Consider the following 25,051-nt stretch of genomic DNA (forward strand, 5'->3'; position numbering starts at 1 on the left):
GTCGGTGGGCTCGATGGGCGGGCGGCGGCGCTCAGGCCTGCTCCAGCTCCACCAGGGTGCCGTTGAAGTCCTTCGGGTGCAGGAAGAGCACCGGCTTGCCGTGGGCGCCGATCTTCGGCTCGCCGGTGCCGAGGACGCGGGCGCCCGTGGACTTCAGGTGATCGCGGGCGGCGATGATGTCGTCCACCTCGTAGCAGACGTGGTGGATGCCGCCCGACGGGTTCTTCTCCAGGAAGGCCTTGATGGGCGAGGCGTCGCCCAGCGGCTCCAGGAGCTCGATCTTGGTGTTGGGCAGCTCGATGAAGACCACGGTCACGCCGTGGTCGGGCTCCGCCTGGGGCGGTTTCACGTCGGCGCCGAGCACCGAGCGATAGGTGGCGGCCGCCGCTTCCAGGTCGGGCACAGCGATCGCCACATGGTTGAGCCGTCCGATCATCGTCACTCCCTCCCCCTTGTTGGGCCGGAGGGCGGGGTGCCGCTCCGGCTCGTCAGACCCTCAGGACCGTCACGTCGCAGAGCGGCTTCTTGCCCCAGCGTTCGTTGACGACCGACCGCACCGACCGGCGGATCGCCTCCGCGACCAGCTCGTCGTCCCGGCGCCGCTGGCGCGGGATCGACTCCACGGTGCCTTCCACGACGCCCGCGACCACGTCGCGGAACGGCGTGTCGCGGTCGTCGAGATGCGGCAGCCCGAACAGGGACACCGCATAGTCGCCGACGAGCTCGCCGCGGTCGTCCATGACCACGGTGACGGCCACGGCGCCGGCGAAGGAGATCTTCCGCCGCTCCACGACGCCGGAGACCTCCGGTTCGCGGATGAGCGTGCCGTCCTTCACCTGGATGCCGACCGGCGTGTGCTCGATCACCTCGGGCGCGTCACCCGGCAGAAGGCGCATCATCGCGCCGTTCTTCGGGATGGCGACCTTCGGCACGCCGACCGAGCGGGCCAGCTCCGCGTGCGCCGCAAGATGGACCGCCTCGCCGTGGACGGGAATTGCGACTTTGGGATTGATCAGCCGATAGAGCTCGGCCATTTCGTCGCGCCGGGGGTGGCCGGAGGTGTGCACCATGGCGTCCCGGTCGGTGATGATCCTGACGCCCCGGGTGACGAGCGCGTTCTGGATGGCGCCCACCGCCTTCTCGTTGCCCGGAATGGTGCGGGACGAGAAGATGACGGTGTCGCCGGCCGACAGGGCCACGTTGCGGTGCTCGTCGAAGGCGATCTTGGCGAGCGCGGCGCGCGGCTCGCCCTGGCTGCCGGTGATGAGCGCGACCACCTTGTCCGGCGGCAGGTAGCCGTAGGCCTCCTCGTCGCGGAAGGGCGGCAGGCCGTCGAGCATGCCGAGTTCGGTCGCCACGTCGACGACGCGCTTGATGGCGCGGCCGAGGATGACGACTTCCCGGTCGTTGGCCCGGGCCGCCTCGGCCACCGACTTGATGCGCGCCACGTTGGACGCGAAGATGGTGACGGCGACGCGCTTTTTGGCCTTGGCGATCACCTCGGCCATGCCCTTGGCGACGTCCGCCTCCGACGGGCTGCGGCCTTCGCGCGGGGCGTTGGTCGAATCGCAGATCATGGCGTCGATGCCCTCGCGGGCGATCTCGCCGAGGCGCGTCATGTCGATCGGCTTGCCGATGCCGGGCTCCGGATCGATCTTCCAGTCGCCGGTGTGGAGCACGTTGCCGAACGGCGTGCGGAAGAGCACCGCGTTCGGCTCCGGCAGGGAGTGCGACACGGCGATCAGCTCGATGTCGAACGGCCCGATGGAGCGGCGCTCGCCCTGCTGCAGAACGGTGGTGGGAATGCGCGGCGCGCCCGGCTCCATCTCGCGCTTGGCGGCATGGAGGGCCGCCGCGAAGGGCGTCATGTAGACGGGCACCTCCAGGCGCGGCCACAGGTCGTAGAGCGCGCCGTAATGGTCCTCGTGGGCGTGGGTGATGAGGATGCCGACGAGGTTCTTGCGCACCGACTCCACGAAGCGGATGTCCGGCAGGATCAGGTCGACGCCCGGCAGGTCGGGGCCGGCGAAGGACACGCCGCAGTCCACCATCAGCCATTTGCGGCTGTCTTCAGGACCGATGCCATAGAGCGCGAGGTTCATCCCGATTTCGCCGACGCCGCCGAGGGGTAGAAACACGAAATCCTCGATGCGGTCGGCCTTGGGCTTCTTCAATGCAAAAACTCCTGAACTCTGGATCGATCACGACGAGGCGGCGCCATGGAACCGTCCAGGGCGTCACGACCGATCGTCATGATGCGGATAGGGCCGCGTGATGCGGCGATGGTGAGGCGGACCTCGTTCATTTGGCCGTGAACCTAGCGCAAACCGTAGGCGGGTTCCACCGCGACGGGGCGGAACCGGCGAATTCTCCGGTTCGAAGCGCCGGCGCGGTCAGCTGGTTCCGGCGGCGGGCGAGAGTTGATCGACGAGCGCGCCGATCACCGCCCGCGCCGCCCGCTCGTGGGCGTCGAGCGGCGTCTCGTCGAAGTCGGCGGCGGCGACCGGCGGATGGGCCCACGGCACGTGGACGAAGAGGACCGGCGTGGCGTGGCCGCGGGCCGTGACGCCGTGGAGCATGCGGGCGTAGAGGTCATTGCAGACGTAGCCGCCGGCGTCCTCCGACACGTCCACCGCCGGCAGGGCGGCGGCGAGCCGGGCCTTCAGCGCATGGACGTCCACCATGGTCTCGAACAGCGGTGGGCCGTCCGCCACGATCGTCTGGCCGGTATAGACGGCGCCGGCGTTGTCCGGCGCGGTGGCCGTCACCGTGTTCCGGCCGAACCGCTCCAGCCGGATGCCGGCGGAGCGGCCGGCGAGGCCGAAGAGCACGACGGCGTCGGGTCTCGTTTCGTCGAGGGCCGCGAGCGCGACCTCGGCCGCCCTGCCATACTCGACCGGCAGGATCAGTCCGTGGAAGTCGGCCACCGGCGGGCGGGCGATCAGGCGATGCACGATCGCCTCGGCCGGGTTGAACCGGTCGCCGCCGAAAGCCTCGAACCCGGTCGCGAGCAGGCGCATGGGTCGTCTCCGATCAGGACGCCGGTCCGAAGAAGACGTCTCCTGCCGAGATGGTGCGCAGGCCGCCGGTCTCGAGCCGGAGCAGGAGCCGCCCGCTGTCGTCCAGCGCCTCGAACCGGCCGGCGAGCGTCTCGTTCGGCAGCCGGACCCGGATCGGCTCGCCGACGCCCCTGGCGCGCGCCAGCCAGGCGGACCGGATCGCCGCGAAGCCGCCGCCCTGCCATTCGGCGAACCGTGCCGCCATGCGGGCCGCGAGGCGCTCGAACAGCGCGGGCGGGTCGGTGGGGAAGCCGAGGGCGGTCAGGTCCGTGGTCGCGTAGGCGGCCTCGGGCGGATGGTGCCGGCAGTTGATGCCGATCCCGACCACGACCACCTGGCCCTCCCGGTGGACGGCGCCCTCAACCAGGATGCCGCAGATCTTGGCGCCGCCGTAGAGCACGTCGTTCGGCCACTTGATCTGCAGCGGCGCGCGGGCGGGCGGCGGCAGCACGTCTGCCACCGCATCGTGGACGGCGACCGCGACGACAAGCGGCAGTTCGCCCAGGTGCGCCGGCCGGGCGGGATCGCGCAGGAGCAGCGACGAGTAGAGGTTGCCCGGTTCGGACGTCCAGGCCCGGCCCTGGCGGCCGCGCCCGGCGACCTGGCGCCGGGCGACGACCCACAGGCCGGCCGGCTCGCCGCCCTCCGCCCGCTCCAGGGCGACGGCGTTGGTGGAGCCGACCTCGTCGAGGCGGAGGACGCGGTATCCGGGCGGCAGCGCCGGCGCCGCGTCCGTCCTGGTCATGGCGTCACCGTCAGAACAGCGTCTTCGCCGCCGCGGCGGCGGCCGAGCTGATCGGGCCCGCGACGACGACGAAGAAGACGGTGAAGAGGCCGGTGGCCCAGAGCACGACGCTCAGCTCCACGGGGGTCTTCTCGAAGGCCGGGGCCGGCTCGTCGAAGTACATGACCTTGATGATGCGCAGGTAGTAGTAGGCGCCGACCACGCTCGTCAGCACGCCGATCACCGCGAGGGCCACGAGGCCCTGCTCGATGGCCGCCACGAAGACGAAGTACTTGGCGAAGAAGCCGGCGAACGGCGGGATGCCGGCGAGCGAGAACATGATCATGGCGAGGAAGAAGGCCATGGTCTTGTTGGTGCGCGACAGGCCGGCGAGGTCGTCGATCGTCTCGGTCATCACCCCGTTCCGCCGCATCGCCAGGATGCAGGCGAAGCCGCCGGCGGTCATGGCCACGTAGGTGGCGAGGTAGATGAGGACACCCTGGACGCCCGTCTCGGAGCCGGCCGCGAGGCCGACCAGCGCGAAGCCCATGTGGCCGATCGACGAGTAGGCCATCAGGCGCTTGATGTTGCGCTGGCCGATGGCGGCGAACGAGCCGAGCGCCATGGAGGCGATCGCCATGAAGGAGACGATCTGCTGCCAGTCGGTGCCGACCGGCGCGAAGGCGTCGATCACCACGCGCACGAAGACCGCCATGGCGGCGACCTTCGGGGCGGCGGCGAAGAAGGCCGTCACCGGCGTGGGCGAGCCCTCGTAGACGTCCGGCGTCCACATGTGGAAGGGCACGGCCGAGACCTTGAAGGCGATGCCGGCGAGGAGGAACACGAGGCCGAACACGAGGCCGACGGAGGATCCGCCGGCCGCGCTGATCGAGGCCGCGATGGCGCCGAACTCGGTGTGGCCGGTGAAGCCGTAGACCAGCGACGCGCCGTAGAGCAGCATGCCCGACGAGAGCGCGCCGAGGACGAAATACTTCATGCCCGCCTCGGACGACTTGGCGTCGTCGCGGTGGATCGCCGCCACCACGTAGGAGGCGAGCGAGGTGAGCTCCAGGCCGAGGTAGACCGAGATGAGGTCGTTGGCCGAGATCATCATCATCATGCCGAGGGTGGAGATGACGATGAGGACCGGGAACTCGAACCGCTCGAAGCGCTCCTTCCTGACGTAGCCGACCGCCATCAGGATGGCGAGGGCGGAGGCCACGAGGGCGAGCACCTTCAGGAAGCGGGCGAAGCCGTCGACGATGAACGCGCCGCCGAAGGTGATGCCCTCCGCGTCCATGCTCATGACCACGATGGCCGTGAGGGCGAGGAGCGCCACCGACAGGCTGGTGACGATCCGGGTGGACTGCTCGCCCAGGAAGACGCCGATCATCAGCAGCGCCATCGAGCCGACGGCCAGAATGATCTCGGGCAGGGCCAGGGAGAAGATGTGGGGTTCGACCATGGTGTTCCTGCCTCAGTGGGCGAGCGCCGACGGGGCGAGCGCCGCCGTCTGGGACGCCGCCTCGATGGCGGCCTGGTAGTTGCGGACGAGGGCTTCCACCGACGCCGCGCAGGCGTCGAGGATCGGCACCGGGTAGACGCCGAAGTAGATCGTCAGGATCACGAGCGGGGCCAGGATGGCGATCTCGCGCCGGTCCACGTCCATGATGCCCTGGAGCGACGCCTTGGAGAGCGTGCCCCACACCACCCGGCGGAACAGCCAGAGGGCGTAGGCGGCCGACAGGATCACGCCCGTGGTGGCGAAGAAGGCCACCCACGTGTTCACCTGGAAGGCGCCGAGGAGCGTCAGGAACTCGCCGACGAAGCCGGACGTGCCGGGCAGGCCCACGTTCGCCATGGTGAAGACCAGGAAGGCGAAGGCGTAGACCGGCATGCGGTTGACGAGGCCGCCGTAGGCGTCGATGTCGCGCGTGTGCATGCGGTCGTAGACGACGCCGACGCAGAGGAAGAGTGCGCCGGAGACGAAGCCGTGGGAGATCATCTGGAAGATGGCGCCCTGGATGCCCTGCACGTTCATCGTGAAGATGCCCATGGTCACGTAGCCCATGTGGGCGACCGACGAGTAGGCGATCAGCTTCTTGATGTCCTCCTGCATCAGCGCCACCAGCGACGTGTAGACGATGGCGACGGCCGAGAGGGTGAAGACGAGCGGCGCGAAGTCGGCGCTCGCCAGCGGGAACATCGGGACCGAGAAGCGCAGGAAGCCGTAGCCGCCCATCTTCAGGAGGATGCCGGCGAGGATGACCGAGCCGGCGGTGGGCGCCTCCACGTGGGCGTCCGGCAGCCAGGTGTGGACCGGCCACATGGGCATCTTCACCGCGAACGAGGCGAAGAAGGCGAGCCACAGCCACGTCTGCATGCCGGCCGGGAAGTCGGTCTCCAGGAGGCGGACGATGTCGGTGGTGCCTGCATGCCAGTACATGGCCATCATGGCCAGCAGCATCAGCACCGAGCCGAGCAGGGTGTAGAGGAAGAACTTGTAGGAGGCGTAGACGCGCCGCTTGCCGCCCCAGACGCCGATGATGAGGAACATCGGGATCAGGCCGCCTTCGAAGAAGACGTAGAAGAGCACGAGGTCGAGGGCGCAGAAGACGCCGATCATGAGCGTCTCGAGCACCAGGAAGGCGATCATGTACTCCTTCACCCGGTGCTCCACCGCGTGCCAGCTCGCCAGGATGCAGAAGGGCATCAGGAAGGTGGTGAGGAGGACGAAGAGCACCGAGATGCCGTCCACGCCCATGCGATAGGCGAAGAAGCCGCCCATCCAGGCGCTCTCCTCCACCAGCTGGAAGCCGGGGTTGGACGGGTCGTAGACGCCGAGGATGAAGAGCGACAGGACGAAGGTGAACAGCGTTGTGATCAGCGCGACGCGCCGGATGTTCATCACCGCGGCCTCGTCCTGCGCCCTCACCAACAGGATGAAGAGGACGCCGGCGAGCGGCAGGAAGGTGACGAGAGAGAGAAGCGGCAGTCCGCCCATCAGTTGATCCCCCCGGCGAACATGGCCCACGTGATGAGGGCGGCGACGCCGATCAGCATGGCGAAAGCGTAGTGGTAGACGTAGCCGGTCTGGAGCCGGACGACCCGGGCCGAGACGTCCTGGACGCGGGCGGCGACGCCGTTCGGGCCGAGGCCGTCGATGACCATGCCGTCGCCGGCCTTCCAGAAGAAGCGGCCGAGGGCCTTGGCCGAGCGCACGAACAGGATGTCGTAGAGCTCGTCGAAGTACCACTTGTTGAGCAGGAACTGGTAGAGCGCGTCATGCCGGGCGGCGAGCCGCTTGGGCTGCTCCGGATCGGCGATGTAGAACCAGTAGGCGACGCCGAGGCCGAGGAGCATGGCGAAGAAGGGCGACGCCTTCACCCAGGCCGGCACCTCGTGCATGTCGTGCAGGATGTGGTTCTCAGGGCCGTAGAAGAGCGAGCCCTTCCAGAACTCCGCCTGCGCCTCGCCGACGAAGGCCTCGTAGAACACCATGCCGGCGAGCACCGCGCCGACCGACAGGAGGGCGAGCGGGATCAGCATCACCCGCGGGCTTTCGTGGGCGTGCTCGAAGGTGTGGCGGTCGGCCCGGCTCGTGCCGAAGAAGGTGAGGAAGATCAGCCGCCAGGAGTAGAAGGACGTCATGGCGGCCGCGATCAGCGTCAGCATGAAGGCGTAGCCGGCGAAGCCGTTATGGCCGGCGTAGGCGCTCTCGATGATGGCGTCCTTCGAGAGGAAGCCGGCGAAGCCGATGTGGGTGAGCGGGATGCCGACGCCCGTGATGGCGAGCGTGCCGATCACCATGGTCCAGTAGGTGAGCGGGATCTTGGAGCGCAGGCCGCCCATCATCCGCATGTCCTGCTCGTGGTGCATGGCGTGGATGACCGAGCCGGCGCCGAGGAAGAGCAGGGCCTTGAAGAAGGCGTGGGTGAACAGGTGGAACACACCCGCCCCGTAGGCCCCGACGCCCAGCGCCACGAACATGTAGCCGAGCTGCGAGCAGGTGGAGTAGGCGATCACCCGCTTGATGTCGTTCTGGACGAGGCCGACCGTGGCGGCGAAGAAGGCCGTGGTGGCGCCGATGAAGGTGATGAAGGTCAGCGTGCCGTGGGCCTGCTCGAACAGCGGCGACAGGCGCGCCACCATGAACACGCCGGCCGTCACCATGGTGGCGGCGTGGATGAGCGCCGACACGGGGGTCGGGCCTTCCATGGCGTCCGGCAGCCAGGTGTGCAGCAGGAACTGCGCCGACTTGCCCATGGCGCCGATGAACAGCAGGAAGGTGACGATCTCCAGGGCGTGCCACTCGGCGCCGAGGAAGGTCATGGTCCGCTCGGCCACCGCCTCCGTGTTGGCGAAGATGGCGTCGAGGCCGACCGAGCCGAACAGGTAGAAGACGCCGAAGATGCCGAGCGCGAAGCCGAAGTCGCCGACGCGGTTGACCACGAACGCCTTGATGGCGGCGGCCGAGGCGGACGGCTTCTTGTACCAGAAGCCGATCAGCAGGTAGGACGCCAGACCGACGCCCTCCCAGCCGAAGAACATCTGGACGAGGTTGTCGCTCGTCACCAGCATCAGCATGGCGAAGGTGAACAGCGACAGGTAGGCGAAGAAGCGCGGCCGGGCCGGATCCTCGTGCATGTAGCCGATGGAGTAGACGTGGACGAGCGACGACACGGTCGTCACCACGATCAGCATCATCACGGTCAGCGTGTCGATGCGGAAGGACCAGTCCACCACCAGCGAGCCGGAGGTCATCCACTCGGCGACCGGCACCCGGAAGGCCTCGGTCTCGCCGAAGCCGACGGTCAGGAAGGCCACCCAGGAGAGAAGGCACGAGACGATCAGGAGGCCCGTGGTGATGAGCTCCGCCGGGCGCGACGCGGGAGCCGCCGGCTCGACCGCGTGATGGTCGTCATGGCCGCCGTGGGCGTGGTCATCGTGGGCGTGGTCGTCATGGGCGTGGCTGGCATGGGCATGCTCGTCATGCGCCGCGTGGGCGTGGACGGCGTGATCGTGGCCGTGATGACCGTGCGCGCCGCCGGCCGGCGCCGGAATGGTGGTCCGGGCGCCCCAGAGGGAGATGGCGCCCGCGATCAGGAAGCCGACGAGCGGCAGGAAGACGATGAGGGAATACATCGGATCGGGTCTCCTCAGCCCTTCATCATGTTGATGTCTTCCACCGCGATCGTGCCGCGGTTGCGGAAGAAGACCACCAGGATGGCAAGGCCGATGGCGGCTTCGGCGGCGGCGACCGTGAGCACGAAGAGCGCGAAGATCTGGCCGACCAGGTCGTTGAGCTGGGCCGAGAAGGCCACGAAGTTGAGGTTCACCGCGAGGAGGATCAGCTCGATCGACATCAGGATGACGATCACGTTCTTCCGGTTGAGGAAGATGCCGAGGATCCCGAGCGTGAACAGGATCGCCGCGACCGAGAGGTAGTGGGAGAGACCGATGACCATGGGCGGTGCCTTGTGGTTGATCGTGTTCGGGCGGGGCGGATCAGAGACCGCGGCCCGGCTCGACCTTCTTGATTTCCATGGAGGTGGCGCGGTTGCGGGCGACCTGGACGTTGATGTCCTGGCGCTTGACGTTCGCCTTGTGCCGCAGCGTCAGCACGATGGCGCCGACCATCGCGACCAGCAACACCATGGCCGCCGCCTGGAAGAAGTAGACGTAGCGGGTGTAGAGGAGCCGGCCGATCGCCTCGATGTTCGAGACCTCGTTCATGTCCGGGATCGGCGCCGCCGTGCCGCCGGCCACGTGCGGGGCGATCACCCAGGCGCCGACCACGAACAGCAGTTCGGCGAGGAAGATCACGCCGACCAGCATGCCGACGGGCAGGTACTGGAGGAAGCCCTGCCGGAGTTCGGCGAAGTCCACGTCGAGCATCATCACGACGAAGAGGAAGAGCACCGCCACCGCGCCCACGTAGACCACGATCAGGATAAGGGCGAGGAACTCCGCCCCCGCCAGCATGAACAGGCCCGCCGCGTTGACGAAGGCGAGGATCAGGAACAGCACGGAATGCACCGGGTTCCTGGCCGAGATGACCATCACGGCGGACGCGATCGTGATCGCGGCGAAGAGGTAGAAGAAGAAAGCTTCGATCATCGTCTCGTCCCGGCCCCCGTGGCGGCGATGGCTCCGCCGCCTGGTGTTCGTTTTGTACGGCAAGGGGAATGCGAACCTTCGACGAAGGCCGCGGTGGCACCCCCCACCCCAACCCTCCCCCTCAAGGGGGGAGGGAGCCGCCCCATTCTGAAAGGACGGCAACTTAATCAGCGGCTTAGCCGCACATAGGATCCCGACGGCCCTTGCCGTTGGCCTCCTCCCTCCCCCCTTGAGGGGGAGGGTTGGGGTGGGGGGGTGCACCGCGACCTCAGCCGCCCGTCCGCCCCCTCCCCCCTCAGCGGTACGGCGCGTCCTCGCGGATGTTGCGGGCGATTTCGCGTTCCCAGCGGTCGCCGTTGGCGAGCAGCCGCTCCTTGTTGAAGTAGAGCTCCTCGCGGGTCTCCGTGGCGAACTCGAAGTTCGGGCCCTCCACGATGGCGTCCACCGGGCAGGCCTCCTGGCAGAAGCCGCAGTAGATGCACTTCACCATGTCGATGTCGTAACGCGTCGTGCGGCGGGTGCCGTCGTTGCGGCGCGGGCCGGCCTCGATGGTGATGGCCTGGGCGGGGCAGACGGCCTCGCACAGCTTGCAGGCGATGCAGCGCTCCTCGCCGTTGGGATAGCGGCGCAGCGCGTGCTCGCCGCGGAACCGCGGCGAGGTGGGGTTCTTCTCGAACGGGTAGTTGATGGTCGGCTTCGGCTTGAAGAAGTAGCGCATGGCCAGGAAGAACCCGGACACGAACTCCTTCAGGAGCAGAGAGCGCGCAACGGCGTCGATGGCCATCGTCGGTTGGTCCTCGTCTTGTCCTTCGGTCGCCGCGATCGGCGCCCGCGTGTCGTCTCGTCGTCGTTCTGTCGTCGGTCGTCTACGCGTCAGGGCCCGGCGGCGCCGAGCCCCGACACCGACACGCCCACCCACCAGCCGAGGCCGGCGAACACCAGGGCGTTCACCACGAAGAGGCCTCGCATCACCAGATCCATTCGCTTCGGATCCGGCGTCGCGTTCATCCGGCCGAGGGTCCGGCGGACGAGCGCGGCGATGACCGCGAAGTCGAGGATGCCGACCCCGAGACCGACGGCGGCGCCGATGACCCCGGAGAGCGGCAGGTCCATGTCAGCTCCCCGCCCAGCCGGTGAGCTGCAGCACGCCGGCGACGATCACGACCATCGCGAGCGAGATCGGCAGGAAGACCTTCCAGCCGAGCCGCATGAGCTGATCGTAGCGGTAGCGGGGGACCATGGCCTTCGCCATGGCGATGAAGAAGAACACCAGGCACGTCTTGGCGGTGAACCAGATGACGCCCGGGATCCAGTTGAAGGGCGGGATGTCCAGCGGCGGCAGCCAGCCACCCATGAACAGGATGGCGGTGAGGGCGCACATGGTCACGATGGCCACGTACTCGCCGAGCATGAACATCATATAGGGCGTCGAGCCGTACTCCACCATGAAGCCCGCGACCAGTTCCGATTCCGCCTCGACCAGGTCGAACGGCGGGCGGTTCGTCTCGGCCAGCGCCGAGATGAAGAAGATCACGAACATCGGGAAGAGCGGCAGCCAGTACCAGTTCAGGAATTCCAGGAACGGCAGGCCGATCATGTCGGCGAGGCCGGTGTCCTGGCTGCGGACGATCTCGGTCATGTTGAGCGAGCCGGCGCAGAGCAGCACCGTGATGATCACGAAGCCGATCGAGACCTCGTAGGACACCATCTGGGCCGCCGAGCGGAGCGCCGACAGGAAGGGGTACTTCGAGTTGGACGCCCAGCCGCCGATGATGATGCCGTAGACCATCAGCGACGAGATCGCGAAGATGAACAGGATGCCGATGTTGATGTCGGCCACCACCCAGCCGTCCGCCACCGGCACCACCGCCCAGGCGAGGAGCGCCAGCGTGCAGGTGACGAGCGGGGCGAGCAGGAACAGGCTCTTCGACGCGCCGGACGGAATGACCGGTTCCTTGAGGACGAACTTCAGAAGGTCCGCGAAGGACTGGAACAGGCCGAAGGGCCCGACCACGTTGGGGCCGCGCCGGATCTGCACCGCCGCCCAGACCTTGCGGTCCGCGTAGAGCAGGTAGGCCACGAGCACCAGGAGCACCACCAGCAGAAGCACGCTCTGCGCGGCGATGACGAGCACGGGCCAGAGAATGTCGGACCAGACGTTCATCGTGTTTTCGTCCTCACTCCGCCGCTGCGGCCTCGAGCGACCCCTTGGCGAGCACCGAGCACTCGGCCATGACGGCCGACGCGCGGGCGATCGGGTTAGTCAGGTAGAAGTCCTTGATGGTGGACGTGAAGGGCGCCCGGTCCAAGGCGCCGCCGATCGCCGCGAGGCTGGCGACGTCGCCGGGGTTGCCCGGCTGGATCTCGTCCACGGCGGCGAGGTGCGGCACCTCGGCATAGAGTTTCGCACGCAGTTGCGACAGGCTGTCGAACGGCAGGCGCTTTCCGAGCACGTCCGAGAGGGCGCGCAGAATGGCCCAGTCCTCGCGGGCCTCGCCCGGCGGGAAGGTGGCGCGCGCGGTCATCTGCACGCGGCCTTCCGTGTTCACGTAGGTGCCCGACTTTTCCGTGTAGGCGGCGCCCGGCAGGATCACGTCCGCCCGGTGGGCGCCGGCGTCGCCGTGGCTGCCGATGTAGACCACGAAGGCGTTGCCGAGGGCGGCCGTGTCGATCTCGTCCGCGCCAAGCAGGAAGACCACGTCGAGCGCGCCCTCCCCGGCTGCCGCCACGATGCCGGCGGTGTCGCGGCCGCCCGGACCCGGCACGAAGCCGACGTCGAGGGCGCCCACGCGGGACGCCGCCGTGTGCAGCACGGCGAAGCCGTTCCAGGCGTCGGTGACGGCCCCGATCTCCACCGCCAGCTTGGCGGCGGCGGACAGCACCGCGAGGCCGTCCGGCCGCGCGATCGCGCCCTGGCCGACCAGCACCAGCGGACGCTCGGCCCCGTTGAGGGCCTCCAGCGCGTGGCTGTGCAGGCCGGCGAGTTCGGAGAGGGTCTCCGGACCGGCGCCGAGATAGGTGTACGGATAGGTGAGGTTCAGCGGCTCGCCGATGACGAAGATCGGCAGCTTGCCCATGCGCCAGCGCTTGCGGATGCGGGCATTGAGCACCGCCGCCTCGTGGCGCGGGTCGGAGCCGATGATGATGATCGCGTCCGCCGCCTCGATCCCCTCGATGGTGGGGTTGAAGAGGTAGGTGGCGCGGCCGAGCGCCGGATCGAGCCGGGTGCCGTCCTGGCGGGCGTCCGTGTGCGGCGAGCCGAGAGCCGTCATCAGCGACTTGAGGGCGTAGAGCTCCTCCACCGAGGCCAGATCGCCGCCGAGCGCCGCGATCCGGTCGGCGGACGTGGCGGACACCTTCGCCTTGACGGCCTGGAAGGCCTCGCCCCAGGAGGCCGGCTTCAGGCGGCCGCCGGTCTTCACATAGGGCCGGTCCAGGCGCTGGGTCTTCAAGCCGTCCCAGACGAAGCGGGTCTTGTCGGAGATCCACTCCTCGTTCACCGCCTCGTTGAGGCGCGGCATGATGCGCATGACCTCGCGGCCGCGCGCGTCCACCCGGATGGCGGAGCCGACCGCGTCCATCACGTCGACGGACTCGGTCTTCGATAGCTCCCACGGCCGGGCCTGGTAGGCGTAGGGCTTGGAGGTGAGCGCGCCCACGGGGCAGAGGTCGATCACGTTGCCCTGGAGCTCGGACGACATCGCCTGCTCCAGATAGGTGGTGATCTCGGCGTCCTCGCCGCGGCCGATCAAGCCGAGGTCGGTGACGCCGGCGACTTCCGTGGTGAAGCGGACGCAGCGGGTGCAGTGGATGCACCGGGTCATGATCGTCTTGACCAGGGGGCCGATGTACTTGTCTTCCACCGCGCGCTTGTTCTCGGCGAAGCGGGACGAGTCCACGCCATAGGCCATGGCCTGGTCCTGCAGGTCGCATTCGCCGCCCTGGTCGCAGATCGGGCAGTCGAGCGGATGGTTGATCAGCAGGAACTCCATCACGCCCTCGCGGGCCTTCTTCACCATCGGCGACTTGGTGAGCACCACCGGGGGCTCGCCGTTCGGGCCGGGGCGGAGGTCCTTGACCTGCATGGCGCAAGAGGCGGTCGGCTTCGGCGGACCGCCCTTCACCTCCACGAGGCACATGCGGCAGTTGCCGGCGATGGACAGCCGTTCGTGGAAGCAGAAGCGCGGCACCTCGGCGCCGGCCTCTTCGCAGGCCTGCAGCAGGGTCGCTTCCGGAGCGACTTCGATTTCAACGCCGTCGACGATGAGCTTGGCCATCTCGGTCTTCCAAACCTTCAGCTGCGTCGAGACGCCCGTTCAGGGCTGCCCGCGCCGAATTCGAATTACTCCGCCGCCACCCGCTGCGCGCTCGCGTAGGACGCGATGCGCTGTTCGATGACGGGACGGAAGTTCTTGATGAGGCCCTGGATCGGCCACGCGGCGGCGTCGCCGAGGGCGCAGATCGTGTGGCCTTCCACCTGCTTGGTCACCTGGAAGAGCATGTCGATCTCCTCCGGGCGGGCCTGCCCCTTCACGAGGCGCTCCATCACGCGCCACATCCAGCCCGTGCCCTCGCGGCAGGGGGTGCACTGGCCGCAGCTCTCGTGCTTGTAGAAGTAGGAGAGCCGGGCGATCGCCTTGATGATGTCGGTGGACTTGTCCATGACGATCACCGCCGCGGTGCCGAGGCCGGAGCCGAGGTTGCGCAGGCTGTCGAAGTCCATCGGCACGTCGATGATGTTCTCCGCCGTCACGCAGGGCACCGACGAGCCGCCGGGGATCACGGCGAGCAGGTTGTCCCAGCCGCCGCGGATGCCGCCGCAGTGCTTGTCGATCATCTCGCGGAACGGGATGCCGAGCTCCTCCTCGAAGGTCGCCGGCTTGTTCACGTGGCCGGAGACGCAGAAGAGCTTGGTGCCCGTGTTGTTCGGCCGGCCGAGACCCGCGAACCACGCGCCGCTGCGGCGCAGGATCGTGGGCGCCACTGCGATCGATTCCACGTTGTTGACCGTGGTCGGGCAGCCATAAAGGCCGACGTTCGCCGGGAACGGCGGCTTCAGGCGCGGCTGGCCCTTCTTGCCCTCGAGCGACTCGAGCAGGGCCGTCTCCTCGCCGCAGATGTAGGCGCCGGCGCCGTGGTGGACGTAGAGGTCGAAATCCCAGCCCGAGCCGCAGGCGTTCTTGCCGATCAGCCCCGCGTCATAGGCCTGGTCGATCGCAGCCTGCAGGTGCTCGCGCTCGCGGATGAACTCGCCGCGCACGTAGATGTAGCCGGCGTGCGCGCCCATCGCGAAGCCGGCGATCAGGCAGCCCTCCACCAGGTGGTGCGGGTCGTGGCGCAGGATCTCGCGATCCTTGCAGGTGCCCGGCTCGGACTCGTCGGCGTTCACCACCAGGTAGTGCGGACGGCCGTCCGACTGCTTGGGCATGAACGACCACTTGAGGCCGGTGGGGAAGCCGGCGCCGCCGCGGCCACGCAGGCCCGATGCCTTCATCTCGTTGATGATCCAGTCGCGGCCCTTGGCGAGGATGTCCTTGGTGCCGTCCCACTGGCCGCGTTTCAACGCCCCCTGCAGCCCCCAGTCATGGCGGCCGTAGATGTTCGTGAAGATGCGGTCCTTGTCCTGAAGCATGGTCACCTGCTCCTCGCGGCGCGAAAACCCGTACCAGTTCCCGTCACGCGAAATCCGTTCACGCCGGCTTGTCGCCGCCCTCGGCGGGGGCGTCGGCCGGAACCTTGTACTTGCCGACGACCGAACCGTCGTAGAGCGACGGGTCGGTCAGGGTCGTCTCGCCGCCCTCGGCGGCGGAATACTGCCGGCCGTTCTGCGGCCCGGGCGCGGGCGGGTTGCCGCTCGCGAAGCCGTCGATGAGCGCGTTCAGGCTGTCCGGCGTCAGGTCCTCGTAGGTGTCCTTCAAGACCTGCACCATGGGGGCGTTCACGCACGCGCCCAGGCATTCCACCTCCTCCCAGGAGAAGGCGCCGTCGGGCGACATTTCGAACGGATGGGCGGCGATGCGGCTCTTGCAGACCTTGATCAGGTCCTCCGCCCCGCGCAGCTGGCAGGGCGTGGTGCCGCACACCTGGATATGCGCCTTCTTCCCCACCGGCTGCAGCAGGAACATGGTGTAGAAGGTCGCCACCTCAAGAACCCGGATGTAGGCCATGCCGAGCTGTTCCGCAATGAACTCGATGGCCGGTTTGGTGACCCAGCCCTCCTGTTCCTGCGCCCGCCACAGCAGCGGGATCACGGCCGAGGCCTGCCGGCCCGGCGGGTAGCGCTTGATCACCACCTCGGCCCAGGCCGCGTTCTCGGCGGTCCAGGCAAAGGACGGCGGCTGTTCATGGTGCAGACGACGAACGGCCATCAGCGGTCGACCTCTCCGAACACGATGTCCAGCGATCCGAGCACCGCCGAAACGTCGGCGAGCTGGTGACCGCGGCACAGGTAATCCATGGCCTGCAGATGCGCGAACCCGGGGGCGCGGATCTTGCAGCGGTAGGGCTTGTTGGTGCCGTCCGAGACCAGGTAGACGCCGAACTCGCCCTTCGGGGCCTCGACGGCGGCATAGATGTCGCCTTCAGGCACGTGGAAGCCCTCGGTGTAGAGCTTGAAGTGGTGGATGAGCGCCTCCATGGAGCGCTTCATCTCGGACCGGCGCGGCGGCGCGATCTTGCCGTCGGTGGAGACGACGTGGCCCTTCTCCACCCGCAGGCGCTCGATGCACTGCTTCATGATCCGCACCGACTGCCGCATCTCTTCCATGCGGATGTGGTAGCGATCGTAGCAGTCGCCATTCTTGCCGATCGGAATGTCGAAATCCATCTCGGCGTAGCAGTCGTAGGGCTGGCTCTTGCGCAGATCCCAGGCGGCGCCGGAGCCGCGGACCATCACGCCGGAGAAGCCCCAGGCCCAGCAGTCGTCGAGCGAGATGACGCCGATGTCCACGTTGCGCTGCTTGAAGATGCGGTTCTCGGTCAGCAGCGCGTCCAGGTCGTCGAGGGTCTGCAGGAACGGGTCGCACCAGTCCCAGATGTCCTCGATCAGCTGCGGCGGCAGATCCTGGTGAACGCCGCCCGGCCGGAAGTAGGCCGCGTGCATGCGGCTGCCGGACGCGCGCTCGTAGAAGACCATCAGCTTCTCGCGCTCCTCGAAGCCCCACAGCGGCGGCGTGAGCGCGCCCACGTCCATCGCCTGCGTGGTGACGTTGAGGAGATGCGACAGGATGCGGCTGATCTCCGCGTAGAGCACGCGAATAAGCTGGCCGCGGCGCGGAACCTCGATGCCCGTCATCCGTTCGACCGCGAGACAGAACGCGTGCTCCTGGCACATGGGCGCCACGTAGTCGAGACGATCGAAGTAGGGGATCGCCTGGAGATAGGTCTTCACCTCGATCAGCTTCTCGGTGCCCCGGTGCAGGAGCCCGATATGCGGGTCGACCCGCTCGACCACCTCGCCATCGAGCTCGAGGACGAGGCGGAGCACCCCGTGCGCAGCCGGATGTTGGGGGCCGAAGTTGATGTTGAAGTTGCGGACTTCAGCTTCTGGCATGGGAGTGGCCTTCAGGCAGTAGGCAGTAGGCAGTAGGCAGTAGGATCATCGCCGCGGCTCCGTCGACTTCGACTGGACCGACCGGATCAACGATCGGAGCATGCGCCCGATCTGATCGGCGTTGTTCAACATGCGTTCCACCGTTTCCGTGCCCAGCAGGCCGACACGGCCTGCGAGAATGATGTGAGTTTCGAGTTCCTTCAGCGACCCCTGCGCGATCCTCAGATGATTGACGTAGCTGCCGGCGCTGTCGCGTCCGTAGCCTTCGGCAACGTTGGCGGGAACGGACGAGGAGGCACGACGGATCTGCGACACGAGCCCGAACAGCTCATCGCGGGGAAACAGCTTTGTCGCCTTGTGGCAATCGACGGCCAAATCCATAGCTGCGTTCCAAACCTTCAGATCCCGGTAGGACTGGATGCTCTCGTCGCCGGACATCCGCGGGTCCTACTGCCTACTGCCTATTCCCTACTGCCTCAGTTCGTCTTCGCCTTCTCATCCCCCGGCAGCACGTACTCCGTCCCTTCCCACGGGGACAGGAAGTCGAAGTTGCGGAATTCCTGGGTCAGGCGGACGGGTTCGTAGACCACGCGCTTCTGCTCGTCGTCGTAGCGGACCTCCACGAAGCCGGTGAGCGGGAAGTCCTTGCGCAGCGGGTAGCCGTCGAAGCCGTAGTCGGTGAGGATGCGCCGCAGCTCCGGATGGTCGGAGAATAGGATGCCGTAGAGGTCGTAGGCCTCCCGCTCGAACCAGTCGGCGCCGATGAACACCGAGCAGGCGCTCGGCACGGGGGTCGACTCGTCCGTCTGGACCTTCAGGCGGATCCGGGTGTTCAGGCGCGGCGACAGGAGGTGGTAGACCACGTCGAACCGCTTCTCGCGGGACGGGTAGTCCACACCGCAGATGTCGATGAAGCTGATGAAGGCCAGCTTCGGATCGTCGCGCAGCACCTTCAGGACGGCGATGATGTCCTCGGCCTGAACATGGACGGTGAGGTCGCCGAAGGCGATCTCATGGTCCAGCGTCGTGCCGGGCAGCGCCGACTTCAGGTGTTCCGCGATCTCCTGCAAGGCTACGGTCATCGTGTCGATGCCTCGGTTGTCCGGCGGGCGCGCCGGACCTTAGGTGTCTCAAGGCGGAAGGGCGACGGATCGCCCTCCCCTCGTCTTGTCGAACTCAGCGCTCGATCGTGCCGGTGCGCCGGATCTTCTTCTGGAGGAGCAGCACGCCGTAGAGCAGCGCCTCCGCCGTCGGCGGGCAGCCGGGGACGTAGATGTCCACCGGAACCACGCGGTCGCAGCCGCGCACCACCGAGTAGCTGTAGTGGTAGTAGCCGCCGCCGTTGGCGCACGAGCCCATCGAGATGACGTAGCGCGGGTTCGGCATCTGGTCGTAGACCTTGCGCAGCGCCGGAGCCATCTTGTTGGTCAGCGTGCCCGCGACGATCATCACGTCGGACTGCCGCGGCGAGGCGCGCGGCGCGAAGCCGAAGCGCTCGGCGTCGTAGCGCGGCATGGACATCTGCATCATCTCGACCGCGCAGCAGGCGAGGCCGAACGTCATCCACATCAGCGAGCCCGTGCGCGCCCAGGTGATCAGGTCGTCGGTCGCCGTGACGAGGAAGCCCTTGTCGGCGAGTTCGGCGTTGATCTCCTGGAAGAACGGGTCGTTCTCACCAGCCGGGCGGCCGGTGTTCGGATCGATGATACCCTTCGGAGCGGGGGCGACGAGCGGCTCTTGACCGATCAATCCCATTCCAAGGCTCCCTTCTTCCATTCGTAAATGAAGCCGATCGTGAGCACGCCCAGGAACACGATCATCGACCAGAAGCCGAACACCCCGACGTCGTTGAAGGCGACGGCCCAGGGGAACAGGAAAGCGACTTCAAGGTCGAAGATGATGAAGAGGATCGACACCAGATAGAACCGGACGTCGAACTTCATTCGGGCGTCGTCGAACGCGTTGAACCCGCATTCGTAGGCCGAGAGCTTTTCCGGGTCGGGACTCTTGAACGCCAGGAGGAATGGCGAAACCAGAAGCGCGAGGCCTATGGCGAGCGACACCCCGAGGAATATGATGATGGGGAGGTAGTCTCTCAAGAGCTCTTGCATGATGACCCCATTCGTCGGACCGGGAAGTCCACCGGGGGTCGCCACCGTCTCGCCCGATTTTCCGACCTTCATGTCCGACCGTCGAGATAGCGGACGAAGGTAAAGGATCAACGGACGACGTGCGGCCCTCGTATCCCGTCATCGCAACGTCATGCGCTGATGAAGCGCAGTGACGAGCGTCGGGACTCGTGCATTCCGGTCACGGAACCAGGGGCACGGTTAGCCCACCCGGCCGGCTTTCGCAAGTGCGTTCGGTACCGGAGTTCGACATTCGGAACGCGCCGCCGGACCGGGATTTTGTCCGGCTTTCGCCGGTCTTTCGTTTCAATCGATTAGCTGGCGAATCCTCACCCGTTTCGGGCGTCGGAAGGATGGTTTTCCGGCTCGTGCATCCGAGGGCGGCCGGTGCTATGGCATGGGCAGTCCGACGGAGATTGCCATGCCCCGCCCACGCCTGCCCGACGTGCTTGACGCCGCGTCCGTCCTGAAGTCGCACGTGATGCGCACGCCGTTCCTGCCGGCGCCCCGCCTGTCGGTGCTCACCGGGGCTGACGTCAAGGTCAAGTACGAGAACCTGCAGGTCACCGCGGCCTTCAAGGAGCGCGGCGCGCTCGTGAAGCTTTCCACCCTGTCGGACGCCGAGAAGGCGCGCGGCGTCATCGCCATGTCGGCCGGCAACCACGCCCAGGCGGTGGCCTATCACGCCACCCGGCTCGGGATCGCGTCCACCATCGTGATGCCGGTGACGACGCCCCACGTGAAGGTGCGCGCCACCGAGACGTTCGGCGCGACCGTGATCCTGGAGGGCGAGACGGTGGCCGAGGCCCAGGAGGCGGCCGAGCGGCTGTCCGTGGAGAAGGGCTTCGTCTGGGTCCACCCCTTCGACGACCACGACGTGATCCGCGGCCAGGGCACGATCGCGGTGGAGATGCTGGAGGACGATCCGGGCCTCGAGGTTCTGGTCGTGCCCATCGGCGGGGGCGGCCTCATCTCCGGCATGGCGATCGCCGCCAAGGAAATGAAGCCGGACATCGAGATCTACGGCGTGGAGGCGCGGCTCTATCCGTCCATGTGGGCGGCGCTTCGCGGCGAGCCCGCGGTTTGCGGCGGCGCGACCCTCGCCGAGGGCATCGCCGTGAAGAGCGCCGGGCGGCTGACCCTGCCGATCGTCCGGGACCTCGTGAAGGACATCGTCCTCGTCGACGAGGAGCATCTGGAGCGGGCCGTGAACGCCTATGCGACGCTGCAGAAGACCATGGCGGAGGGGGCGGGCGCCGCCGGCCTCGCCGCCATGCTGGCCGAACCCGCCCCCTTCCGCGGCAGGCGGGTGGGCCTCGTCCTCTGCGGCGGCAACATCGACCCGCGCATCCTGGCGTCGATCATGATGCGCGAGCTCGCGCGCGAGCAGCGCATCGTGGCGATCCGCCTCGCCATTCCGGACCGGCCCGGAACGCTCGGCGACATCTCCACCCTGATCGGCGACTTCGGCGGCAACATCCTGGAGGTGTCGCACAAGCGGACCGTGCTCGACATCCCGGCCAAGGGCGCGACCCTCGACATCACCCTGGAAGCCCGGGATGCGGACCACGCGGACCAGATCTGCGCGGGCCTCCGCGCCCGCGGCTATGGGGTGGAACGGCGCGCTCCGGAGTAGGTCCCGCGATCGATTTCACCGCGAAGCTCAAGATCAGCATTGTTCGCACCAGCTACGGCGATTAAATCAAGGTCATCTTAGGGAGACCGACCATGACCGAAGAGGTGGTGACCGACAATGGCGTCAGGCCGGACGCGCTGACCGACGCTCGTCTCTACGAGAGCGTGCGGACGAAACGCGTGCTCGCCTTCCTGTTCGACGCGGTGTTCATCGCGATCCTGACCGTGTCTGCCGGCTTCATGGTGCTGGTGCTCGGTATCTTCACCCTCGGGCTCGGCTGGCTGCTGTTCCCGCTGCTGTGGCCCTTCCTGGCGCTGATCTACTGCGCCTTCACGCTCGGCGGGCCGGCGTCGGCGACGCCGGGGATGCGGGCGGTCGGCCTGGAGATGCGGCAGTTGAACGGAGAGCCGATGACGGCCGTGCTCGCGGCGGTCCACGTCATCCTCTACTACGCGTCGGTGTCGCTGCTCTCGCCCCTCGTGGTGCTCTTCTCCCTGATCACCGACCGCAAGCGGCTGCTCCACGACATCGTGCTCGGCACCGTCGTCATCAATCGGACGGTCGAAAACTGACAACGGACGGAACGGCCGGCGCGCTTCGGCCGTTCCGTCTCGCCTCGGGCGATGATCCGTGCGAGGATCGAGGTCCGATAACATCGCACGACGCGACATGACGCATCATCCGACTGACGCGCCACAGTTCTTCCTGACGGCGCCTTCGCCCTGCCCCTACCTTGCCGGCCGATTCGAGCGGAAGGTTTTCACGCATCTGGTGGGCGACCGGGCTCCGGCTCTCAACGACATCCTCAGCCAGGGCGGCTTCCGCCGCAGCCAGAACATCGCCTACCGGCCCGCGTGCGAAACTTGCCGGTCGTGCGTGTCCGTCCGGATCTGCGTGGACGGCTTCTCGCCCAACAAGAGCTTCAAACGCACCTTGAAGGCGAACGAGGACGTGGTCGGCGCCGAACTGCCCGCCTCCCCCACCTCCGAGCAGTATTCCCTGTTCCGCCACTATCTGGACAGCCGCCACGCGGACGGCGGCATGGTCGACATGACCATGCTCGACTACGCCATGATGGTGGAGGACACCCACGTGGAGACCATGCTGGTGGAATACCGCCGGCGTGGCCCGGACAGCTTCATCACCGGGCGTGGCGCCGGCCCGCTGCTGGCGGTGGCGCTGACCGACGTGCTCGCGGACGGCCTGTCCATGGTCTACTCCTTCTACAATCCGGAGGAGTCCTGGCGCGGGCTCGGGACGCTGATGATCCTGGACCACATCCGGCGCGCGCGGGCGCGCGGACTGCCCTACGTCTATCTCGGCTACTGGGTGAAGGGCTCGCCGAAGATGGACTACAAGATCCGCTTCAAGCCCCAGGAACACCTGATGCCGAAAGGCTGGGAACGGGTGGACTGACGCCCGCGAGGCGAAGCCGCGCGGCCGCCCGGACCGTCGCGAGCACCCGAGCCCGCCTGCATGCCGGGCCGCGAGACGCCCGGCGGCAAGGCGCCGGGCGCTCCCATCAAGCAAGCGTGTGACGGTCCCCGTGATCCCGCGGCCGTGCCTGGCCGTAAGCGGATCATGCTCGCCACCTCCCCTGCCCCGCTGCCGTTCTGGCGCCTTCTCGCCTACGCCGCCCCGGCCCTGCCGCTGGCCGTCCTGACGCTGCCGTTCGCGATCGTGGTGCCGAACCACTATGCGGCGACGCTCGGGCTGTCGCTGGCGAGCGTCGGGCAGGTGCTGCTCCTCGTCCGCCTGTTCGACGCGATCTCCGACCCTGTCGTCGGCGTCCTGGCCGACCGGATCCGACCGGTGTTCGGCCGGCGGCGGACGTGGTTCGCGGCGTCGGTCCCGATCACGGTGGCGGCCACCTGGCTCGTCTTCGTGCCGCCGCCGGACGCGGGCGTCCTCTGGCTCCTCGTGTTCGGGACCCTGCTCACCCTCGGCATGACGCTGAGCCTCATCCCCTACTGGGCCTGGGGAGCGGAACTCGCCACCGGCTATGCCGACCGCAACCGGATCAGCGCCGTCCGGGAGGCGGTGGTGGTGGTCGGGACCCTGGCGGCCACGTCGACCCCGGCGCTCGTCCAGGCGACGGGCTGGGGCGGCCCCGGGGATGCCCTCCTCGCCCTCGCCGTCCTGGTCGCGGTCGCCCTGCCGATCACGGCCCTGGCGGCGCTCCGGCTCGTGCCCGAGCCGGTGGACTATTCCCGCGACAGGCTGGACCTCAAGGCCAGCTGGGCGCACCTCAGGGCCAACCGGCCCTTCCTCATCCTGCTCAGCGCCTTCGTGCTCAACGGCTTCGCCAACGGCCTGCCGGCTACGCTCTTCCTGTTCTTCGTCGGGCAGGTGCTCGCGGTGCCGGACCAGGCCGGGCTCGTGCTGTTCGTCTACTTCCTGTCAGGCGTCGCCGGCGTTCCGCTCTGGCTCGCTTTGTCGCGCCGCTTCGGCAAGCACCGCACCTGGTGCGTCGCCATGATCGGCGCGTCGGCCGTGTTCGCGACCGTTCCGCTGCTCGGCCCGGGCGACCTGACGCCCTTCCTGGTGGTCTGCGTGCTCACCGGCCTCGCCCTCGGGGCCGACCTGGTGCTGCCGCCCTCGATCCAGGCCGACGTGATCGACCTCGACACCGCCAAGAGCGGCGAGCAGCGCACCGGCACCTACGTGGCGGCCTGGGGGCTGGCCACCAAGGTCGCCCTGGCGCTCGCCGTCGGCGTCTCCTTCCCGCTGCTCGACTGGGCGGGGTTCGACGCCACGGGCGCGACGACGAGCGAGGGCGGCCTCCTGATGCTCACCGTCCTCTATGCCGCCGTGCCCGTCGCCATGAAGCTCGCCGCCATCCGGCTCATGTGGTCCTTCCCGCTCGACGCCGCCGAACAGGCGCGGCTGAGGGCCGCCATCGAGGCGGCGGCGGTCACGTCCAACCGGTGAACCGCTTCACGATCGGAAAATAGAGCGAATAGGGCAGCAGCCGGAGCGCCTTCAGCCCATAGGTGAAGCGGCGCGGAAAGGTGATCTCGAACGCGCGCCGCCCGAGGCCGCGCACGATCCGCTCGCCCGCCGTCTCCACGCTGATCAGGAACGGCATCGGGAAGGGGTTCGTCTTGGTGGCGGGCGTGTCCACGAACCCCGGGCTGACCACTTGCAGGAGGATTCCAAGGCGATCGAGGTCGAACTTCAAGCTCTCGCAGAGGTTGAACAGGGCCGCCTTCGTGGCCCCGTAGGCGGCCGAGGTCGGCAGGCCCGAGTAGCCGGCCACCGACGAGACGACGGCGATCTGGCCCTTCCGGCGGGTCTTCATGGCGTCGATCAGCGGCACCAGGACGTCGACCGTGCCGGTGAGGTTCACCGCCACCGACCGGGTGAACGGCTCCAGCGTCAGCGCGTCGCCCTTCACCGGCAGGTAGATGCCGGCGTTCAGCACCGCGAGGGCGATCGGCCCGACCTCCGCCTCGATGCGGGCGACCGCGGTCGCGGCGGCGGCCCGGTCCTCGGCGTCGAGCCGGAACGGCACGATGCGCCCGGGATGCTCCGCGGCGAGCGCGGCCAGCGCCGCCTCGCTCCGGGCGGAGACGACCACGCGCCAGCCACCCTTGGCGAGCCGCGCCGCCACCTCGCGGCCGATGCCGCTCGACGCGCCGGTCACCCAGGCGACGCCATCCGCGGGAGTTTGGGGCAGCGGGGCCATGAGGTCTCCTTGCCGGAAAGCCGGCGTGCGTCGGGATCGGACCGATTACGGCACGGCGGGCCCGGTGGTTCTGCGGACGGGCCTTGCGCCCGATCACTTCGGCGTGGGCTTGGCCGGAACGAGACGCACGCAAAGCCCGGCGC

25 protein-coding genes are annotated in these 25,051 nt (G+C 68.0%); 4 read left to right on the top strand and 21 right to left on the bottom strand.

Features of this window, described 5'->3' with window-relative positions; genetic code table 11:
* Nucleotides 1-31: 31 nt before the first annotated feature.
* From mce to HND91_RS13500, 20 genes are all read right to left on the bottom strand, one after another.
* Nucleotides 32-436, bottom strand: coding sequence for a methylmalonyl-CoA epimerase (mce, locus tag HND91_RS13405; protein WP_181707076.1), 405 nt, complete (start codon nt 434-436; stop codon nt 32-34).
* A gap of 52 nt (nt 437-488) precedes the next feature.
* Entirely contained in the window at nt 489-2,102 is a 1,614-nt protein-coding gene (locus tag HND91_RS13410) for a ribonuclease J (protein ID WP_181707157.1), read from the bottom strand.
* A gap of 291 nt (nt 2,103-2,393) precedes the next feature.
* On the bottom strand, nt 2,394-3,020 hold the full coding sequence (locus tag HND91_RS13415) for a pyroglutamyl-peptidase I (protein ID WP_181707077.1): 627 nt from the start codon (nt 3,018-3,020) through the stop codon (nt 2,394-2,396).
* Nucleotides 3,021-3,033: 13 nt separating this feature from the next.
* Entirely contained in the window at nt 3,034-3,804 is a 771-nt protein-coding gene (locus HND91_RS13420; RefSeq protein WP_181707078.1) for a biotin--[acetyl-CoA-carboxylase] ligase, read from the bottom strand.
* 10 nt (nt 3,805-3,814) lie between these two features.
* Nucleotides 3,815-5,248 (bottom strand): NADH-quinone oxidoreductase subunit NuoN, encoded by a 1,434-nt coding sequence (gene nuoN, locus HND91_RS13425; protein WP_181707079.1) that lies wholly within the window; start codon nt 5,246-5,248, stop codon nt 3,815-3,817.
* A 12-nt stretch (nt 5,249-5,260) separates the two neighbouring features.
* The gene (locus HND91_RS13430) at nt 5,261-6,787 is read right to left on the bottom strand and encodes an NADH-quinone oxidoreductase subunit M (protein WP_181707080.1); all 1,527 of its coding nucleotides are present in this window, start codon (nt 6,785-6,787) and stop codon (nt 5,261-5,263) included.
* Nucleotides 6,787-8,928 (bottom strand): NADH-quinone oxidoreductase subunit L, encoded by a 2,142-nt coding sequence (nuoL, locus tag HND91_RS13435; RefSeq protein ID WP_181707081.1) that lies wholly within the window; start codon nt 8,926-8,928, stop codon nt 6,787-6,789. The genes HND91_RS13430 and nuoL overlap by 1 nt, the downstream gene beginning before the upstream one ends.
* Nucleotides 8,929-8,942: 14 nt before the next feature.
* Complete coding sequence (gene nuoK, locus HND91_RS13440; protein WP_181707082.1) at nt 8,943-9,251, bottom strand: NADH-quinone oxidoreductase subunit NuoK; 309 nt, start codon at nt 9,249-9,251, stop codon at nt 8,943-8,945.
* Nucleotides 9,252-9,291: 40 nt separating this feature from the next.
* Complete coding sequence (locus HND91_RS13445) at nt 9,292-9,903, bottom strand: NADH-quinone oxidoreductase subunit J (protein WP_181707083.1); 612 nt, start codon at nt 9,901-9,903, stop codon at nt 9,292-9,294.
* A gap of 295 nt (nt 9,904-10,198) precedes the next feature.
* On the bottom strand, nt 10,199-10,687 hold the full coding sequence (gene nuoI, locus HND91_RS13450) for an NADH-quinone oxidoreductase subunit NuoI (protein WP_181707084.1): 489 nt from the start codon (nt 10,685-10,687) through the stop codon (nt 10,199-10,201).
* Nucleotides 10,688-10,776: 89 nt separating this feature from the next.
* Nucleotides 10,777-11,016, bottom strand: a complete 240-nt coding sequence (locus tag HND91_RS13455; RefSeq protein WP_181707085.1) for a hypothetical protein — start codon at nt 11,014-11,016, stop codon at nt 10,777-10,779.
* A 1-nt stretch (nt 11,017) separates the two neighbouring features.
* On the bottom strand, nt 11,018-12,067 hold the full coding sequence (gene nuoH / locus HND91_RS13460) for an NADH-quinone oxidoreductase subunit NuoH (RefSeq protein WP_181707086.1): 1,050 nt from the start codon (nt 12,065-12,067) through the stop codon (nt 11,018-11,020).
* 13 nt (nt 12,068-12,080) lie between these two features.
* Nucleotides 12,081-14,180, bottom strand: coding sequence for an NADH-quinone oxidoreductase subunit NuoG (gene nuoG / locus HND91_RS13465; protein ID WP_181707087.1), 2,100 nt, complete (start codon nt 14,178-14,180; stop codon nt 12,081-12,083).
* A gap of 65 nt (nt 14,181-14,245) precedes the next feature.
* On the bottom strand, nt 14,246-15,535 hold the full coding sequence (nuoF, locus tag HND91_RS13470; protein ID WP_181707088.1) for an NADH-quinone oxidoreductase subunit NuoF: 1,290 nt from the start codon (nt 15,533-15,535) through the stop codon (nt 14,246-14,248).
* Nucleotides 15,536-15,593: 58 nt separating this feature from the next.
* Entirely contained in the window at nt 15,594-16,271 is a 678-nt protein-coding gene (gene nuoE, locus HND91_RS13475) for an NADH-quinone oxidoreductase subunit NuoE (protein WP_181707089.1), read from the bottom strand.
* Nucleotides 16,271-17,455 carry an NADH-quinone oxidoreductase subunit D gene (locus tag HND91_RS13480; RefSeq protein ID WP_181707090.1) on the bottom strand — a complete coding sequence of 395 codons (1,185 nt, stop codon included), beginning with the start codon at nt 17,453-17,455 and terminating at the stop codon, nt 16,271-16,273. Before HND91_RS13480 ends, nuoE begins: the two co-directional genes overlap by 1 nt.
* A gap of 45 nt (nt 17,456-17,500) precedes the next feature.
* Nucleotides 17,501-17,893, bottom strand: a complete 393-nt coding sequence (locus tag HND91_RS13485; protein WP_075214661.1) for a four helix bundle protein — start codon at nt 17,891-17,893, stop codon at nt 17,501-17,503.
* A gap of 38 nt (nt 17,894-17,931) precedes the next feature.
* The gene (locus tag HND91_RS13490; protein ID WP_181707091.1) at nt 17,932-18,537 is read right to left on the bottom strand and encodes an NADH-quinone oxidoreductase subunit C; all 606 of its coding nucleotides are present in this window, start codon (nt 18,535-18,537) and stop codon (nt 17,932-17,934) included.
* A 94-nt stretch (nt 18,538-18,631) separates the two neighbouring features.
* A complete protein-coding gene (locus HND91_RS13495; RefSeq protein WP_425485456.1) occupies nt 18,632-19,210 on the bottom strand; it encodes a NuoB/complex I 20 kDa subunit family protein in 579 nt (192 codons plus the stop codon).
* A complete protein-coding gene (locus HND91_RS13500) occupies nt 19,201-19,566 on the bottom strand; it encodes an NADH-quinone oxidoreductase subunit A (RefSeq protein ID WP_181707158.1) in 366 nt (121 codons plus the stop codon). Before HND91_RS13500 ends, HND91_RS13495 begins: the two co-directional genes overlap by 10 nt.
* A 439-nt stretch (nt 19,567-20,005) precedes the next feature.
* Here HND91_RS13500 and HND91_RS13505 point away from each other — a divergent pair, with 439 nt between their 5' ends.
* From HND91_RS13505 to HND91_RS13520, 4 genes are all read left to right on the top strand, one after another.
* Complete coding sequence (locus HND91_RS13505) at nt 20,006-21,220, top strand: threonine ammonia-lyase (RefSeq protein WP_181707093.1); 1,215 nt, start codon at nt 20,006-20,008, stop codon at nt 21,218-21,220.
* Nucleotides 21,221-21,312: 92 nt separating this feature from the next.
* The gene (locus HND91_RS13510) at nt 21,313-21,792 is read left to right on the top strand and encodes an RDD family protein (RefSeq protein ID WP_181707094.1); all 480 of its coding nucleotides are present in this window, start codon (nt 21,313-21,315) and stop codon (nt 21,790-21,792) included.
* Nucleotides 21,793-21,889: 97 nt separating this feature from the next.
* Nucleotides 21,890-22,636: an arginyltransferase gene (locus HND91_RS13515; RefSeq protein WP_181707095.1), complete on the top strand. Its 747-nt coding sequence runs from the start codon at nt 21,890-21,892 to the stop codon at nt 22,634-22,636.
* A 165-nt stretch (nt 22,637-22,801) separates the two neighbouring features.
* Nucleotides 22,802-24,151, top strand: a complete 1,350-nt coding sequence (locus HND91_RS13520; RefSeq protein ID WP_181707096.1) for an MFS transporter — start codon at nt 22,802-22,804, stop codon at nt 24,149-24,151.
* On the opposite strand, the gene HND91_RS13525 is transcribed toward HND91_RS13520, so the two are convergent.
* A complete protein-coding gene (locus HND91_RS13525; RefSeq protein WP_181707097.1) occupies nt 24,135-24,908 on the bottom strand; it encodes an SDR family NAD(P)-dependent oxidoreductase in 774 nt (257 codons plus the stop codon). The genes HND91_RS13520 and HND91_RS13525 overlap by 17 nt on opposite strands.
* Nucleotides 24,909-25,051: the final 143 nt, after the last annotated feature.

Source organism: Chthonobacter rhizosphaerae (assembly GCF_013839525.1).
In the GTDB taxonomy this organism is placed as follows: Bacteria; Pseudomonadota; Alphaproteobacteria; order Rhizobiales; family Pleomorphomonadaceae; genus Chthonobacter; species Chthonobacter rhizosphaerae.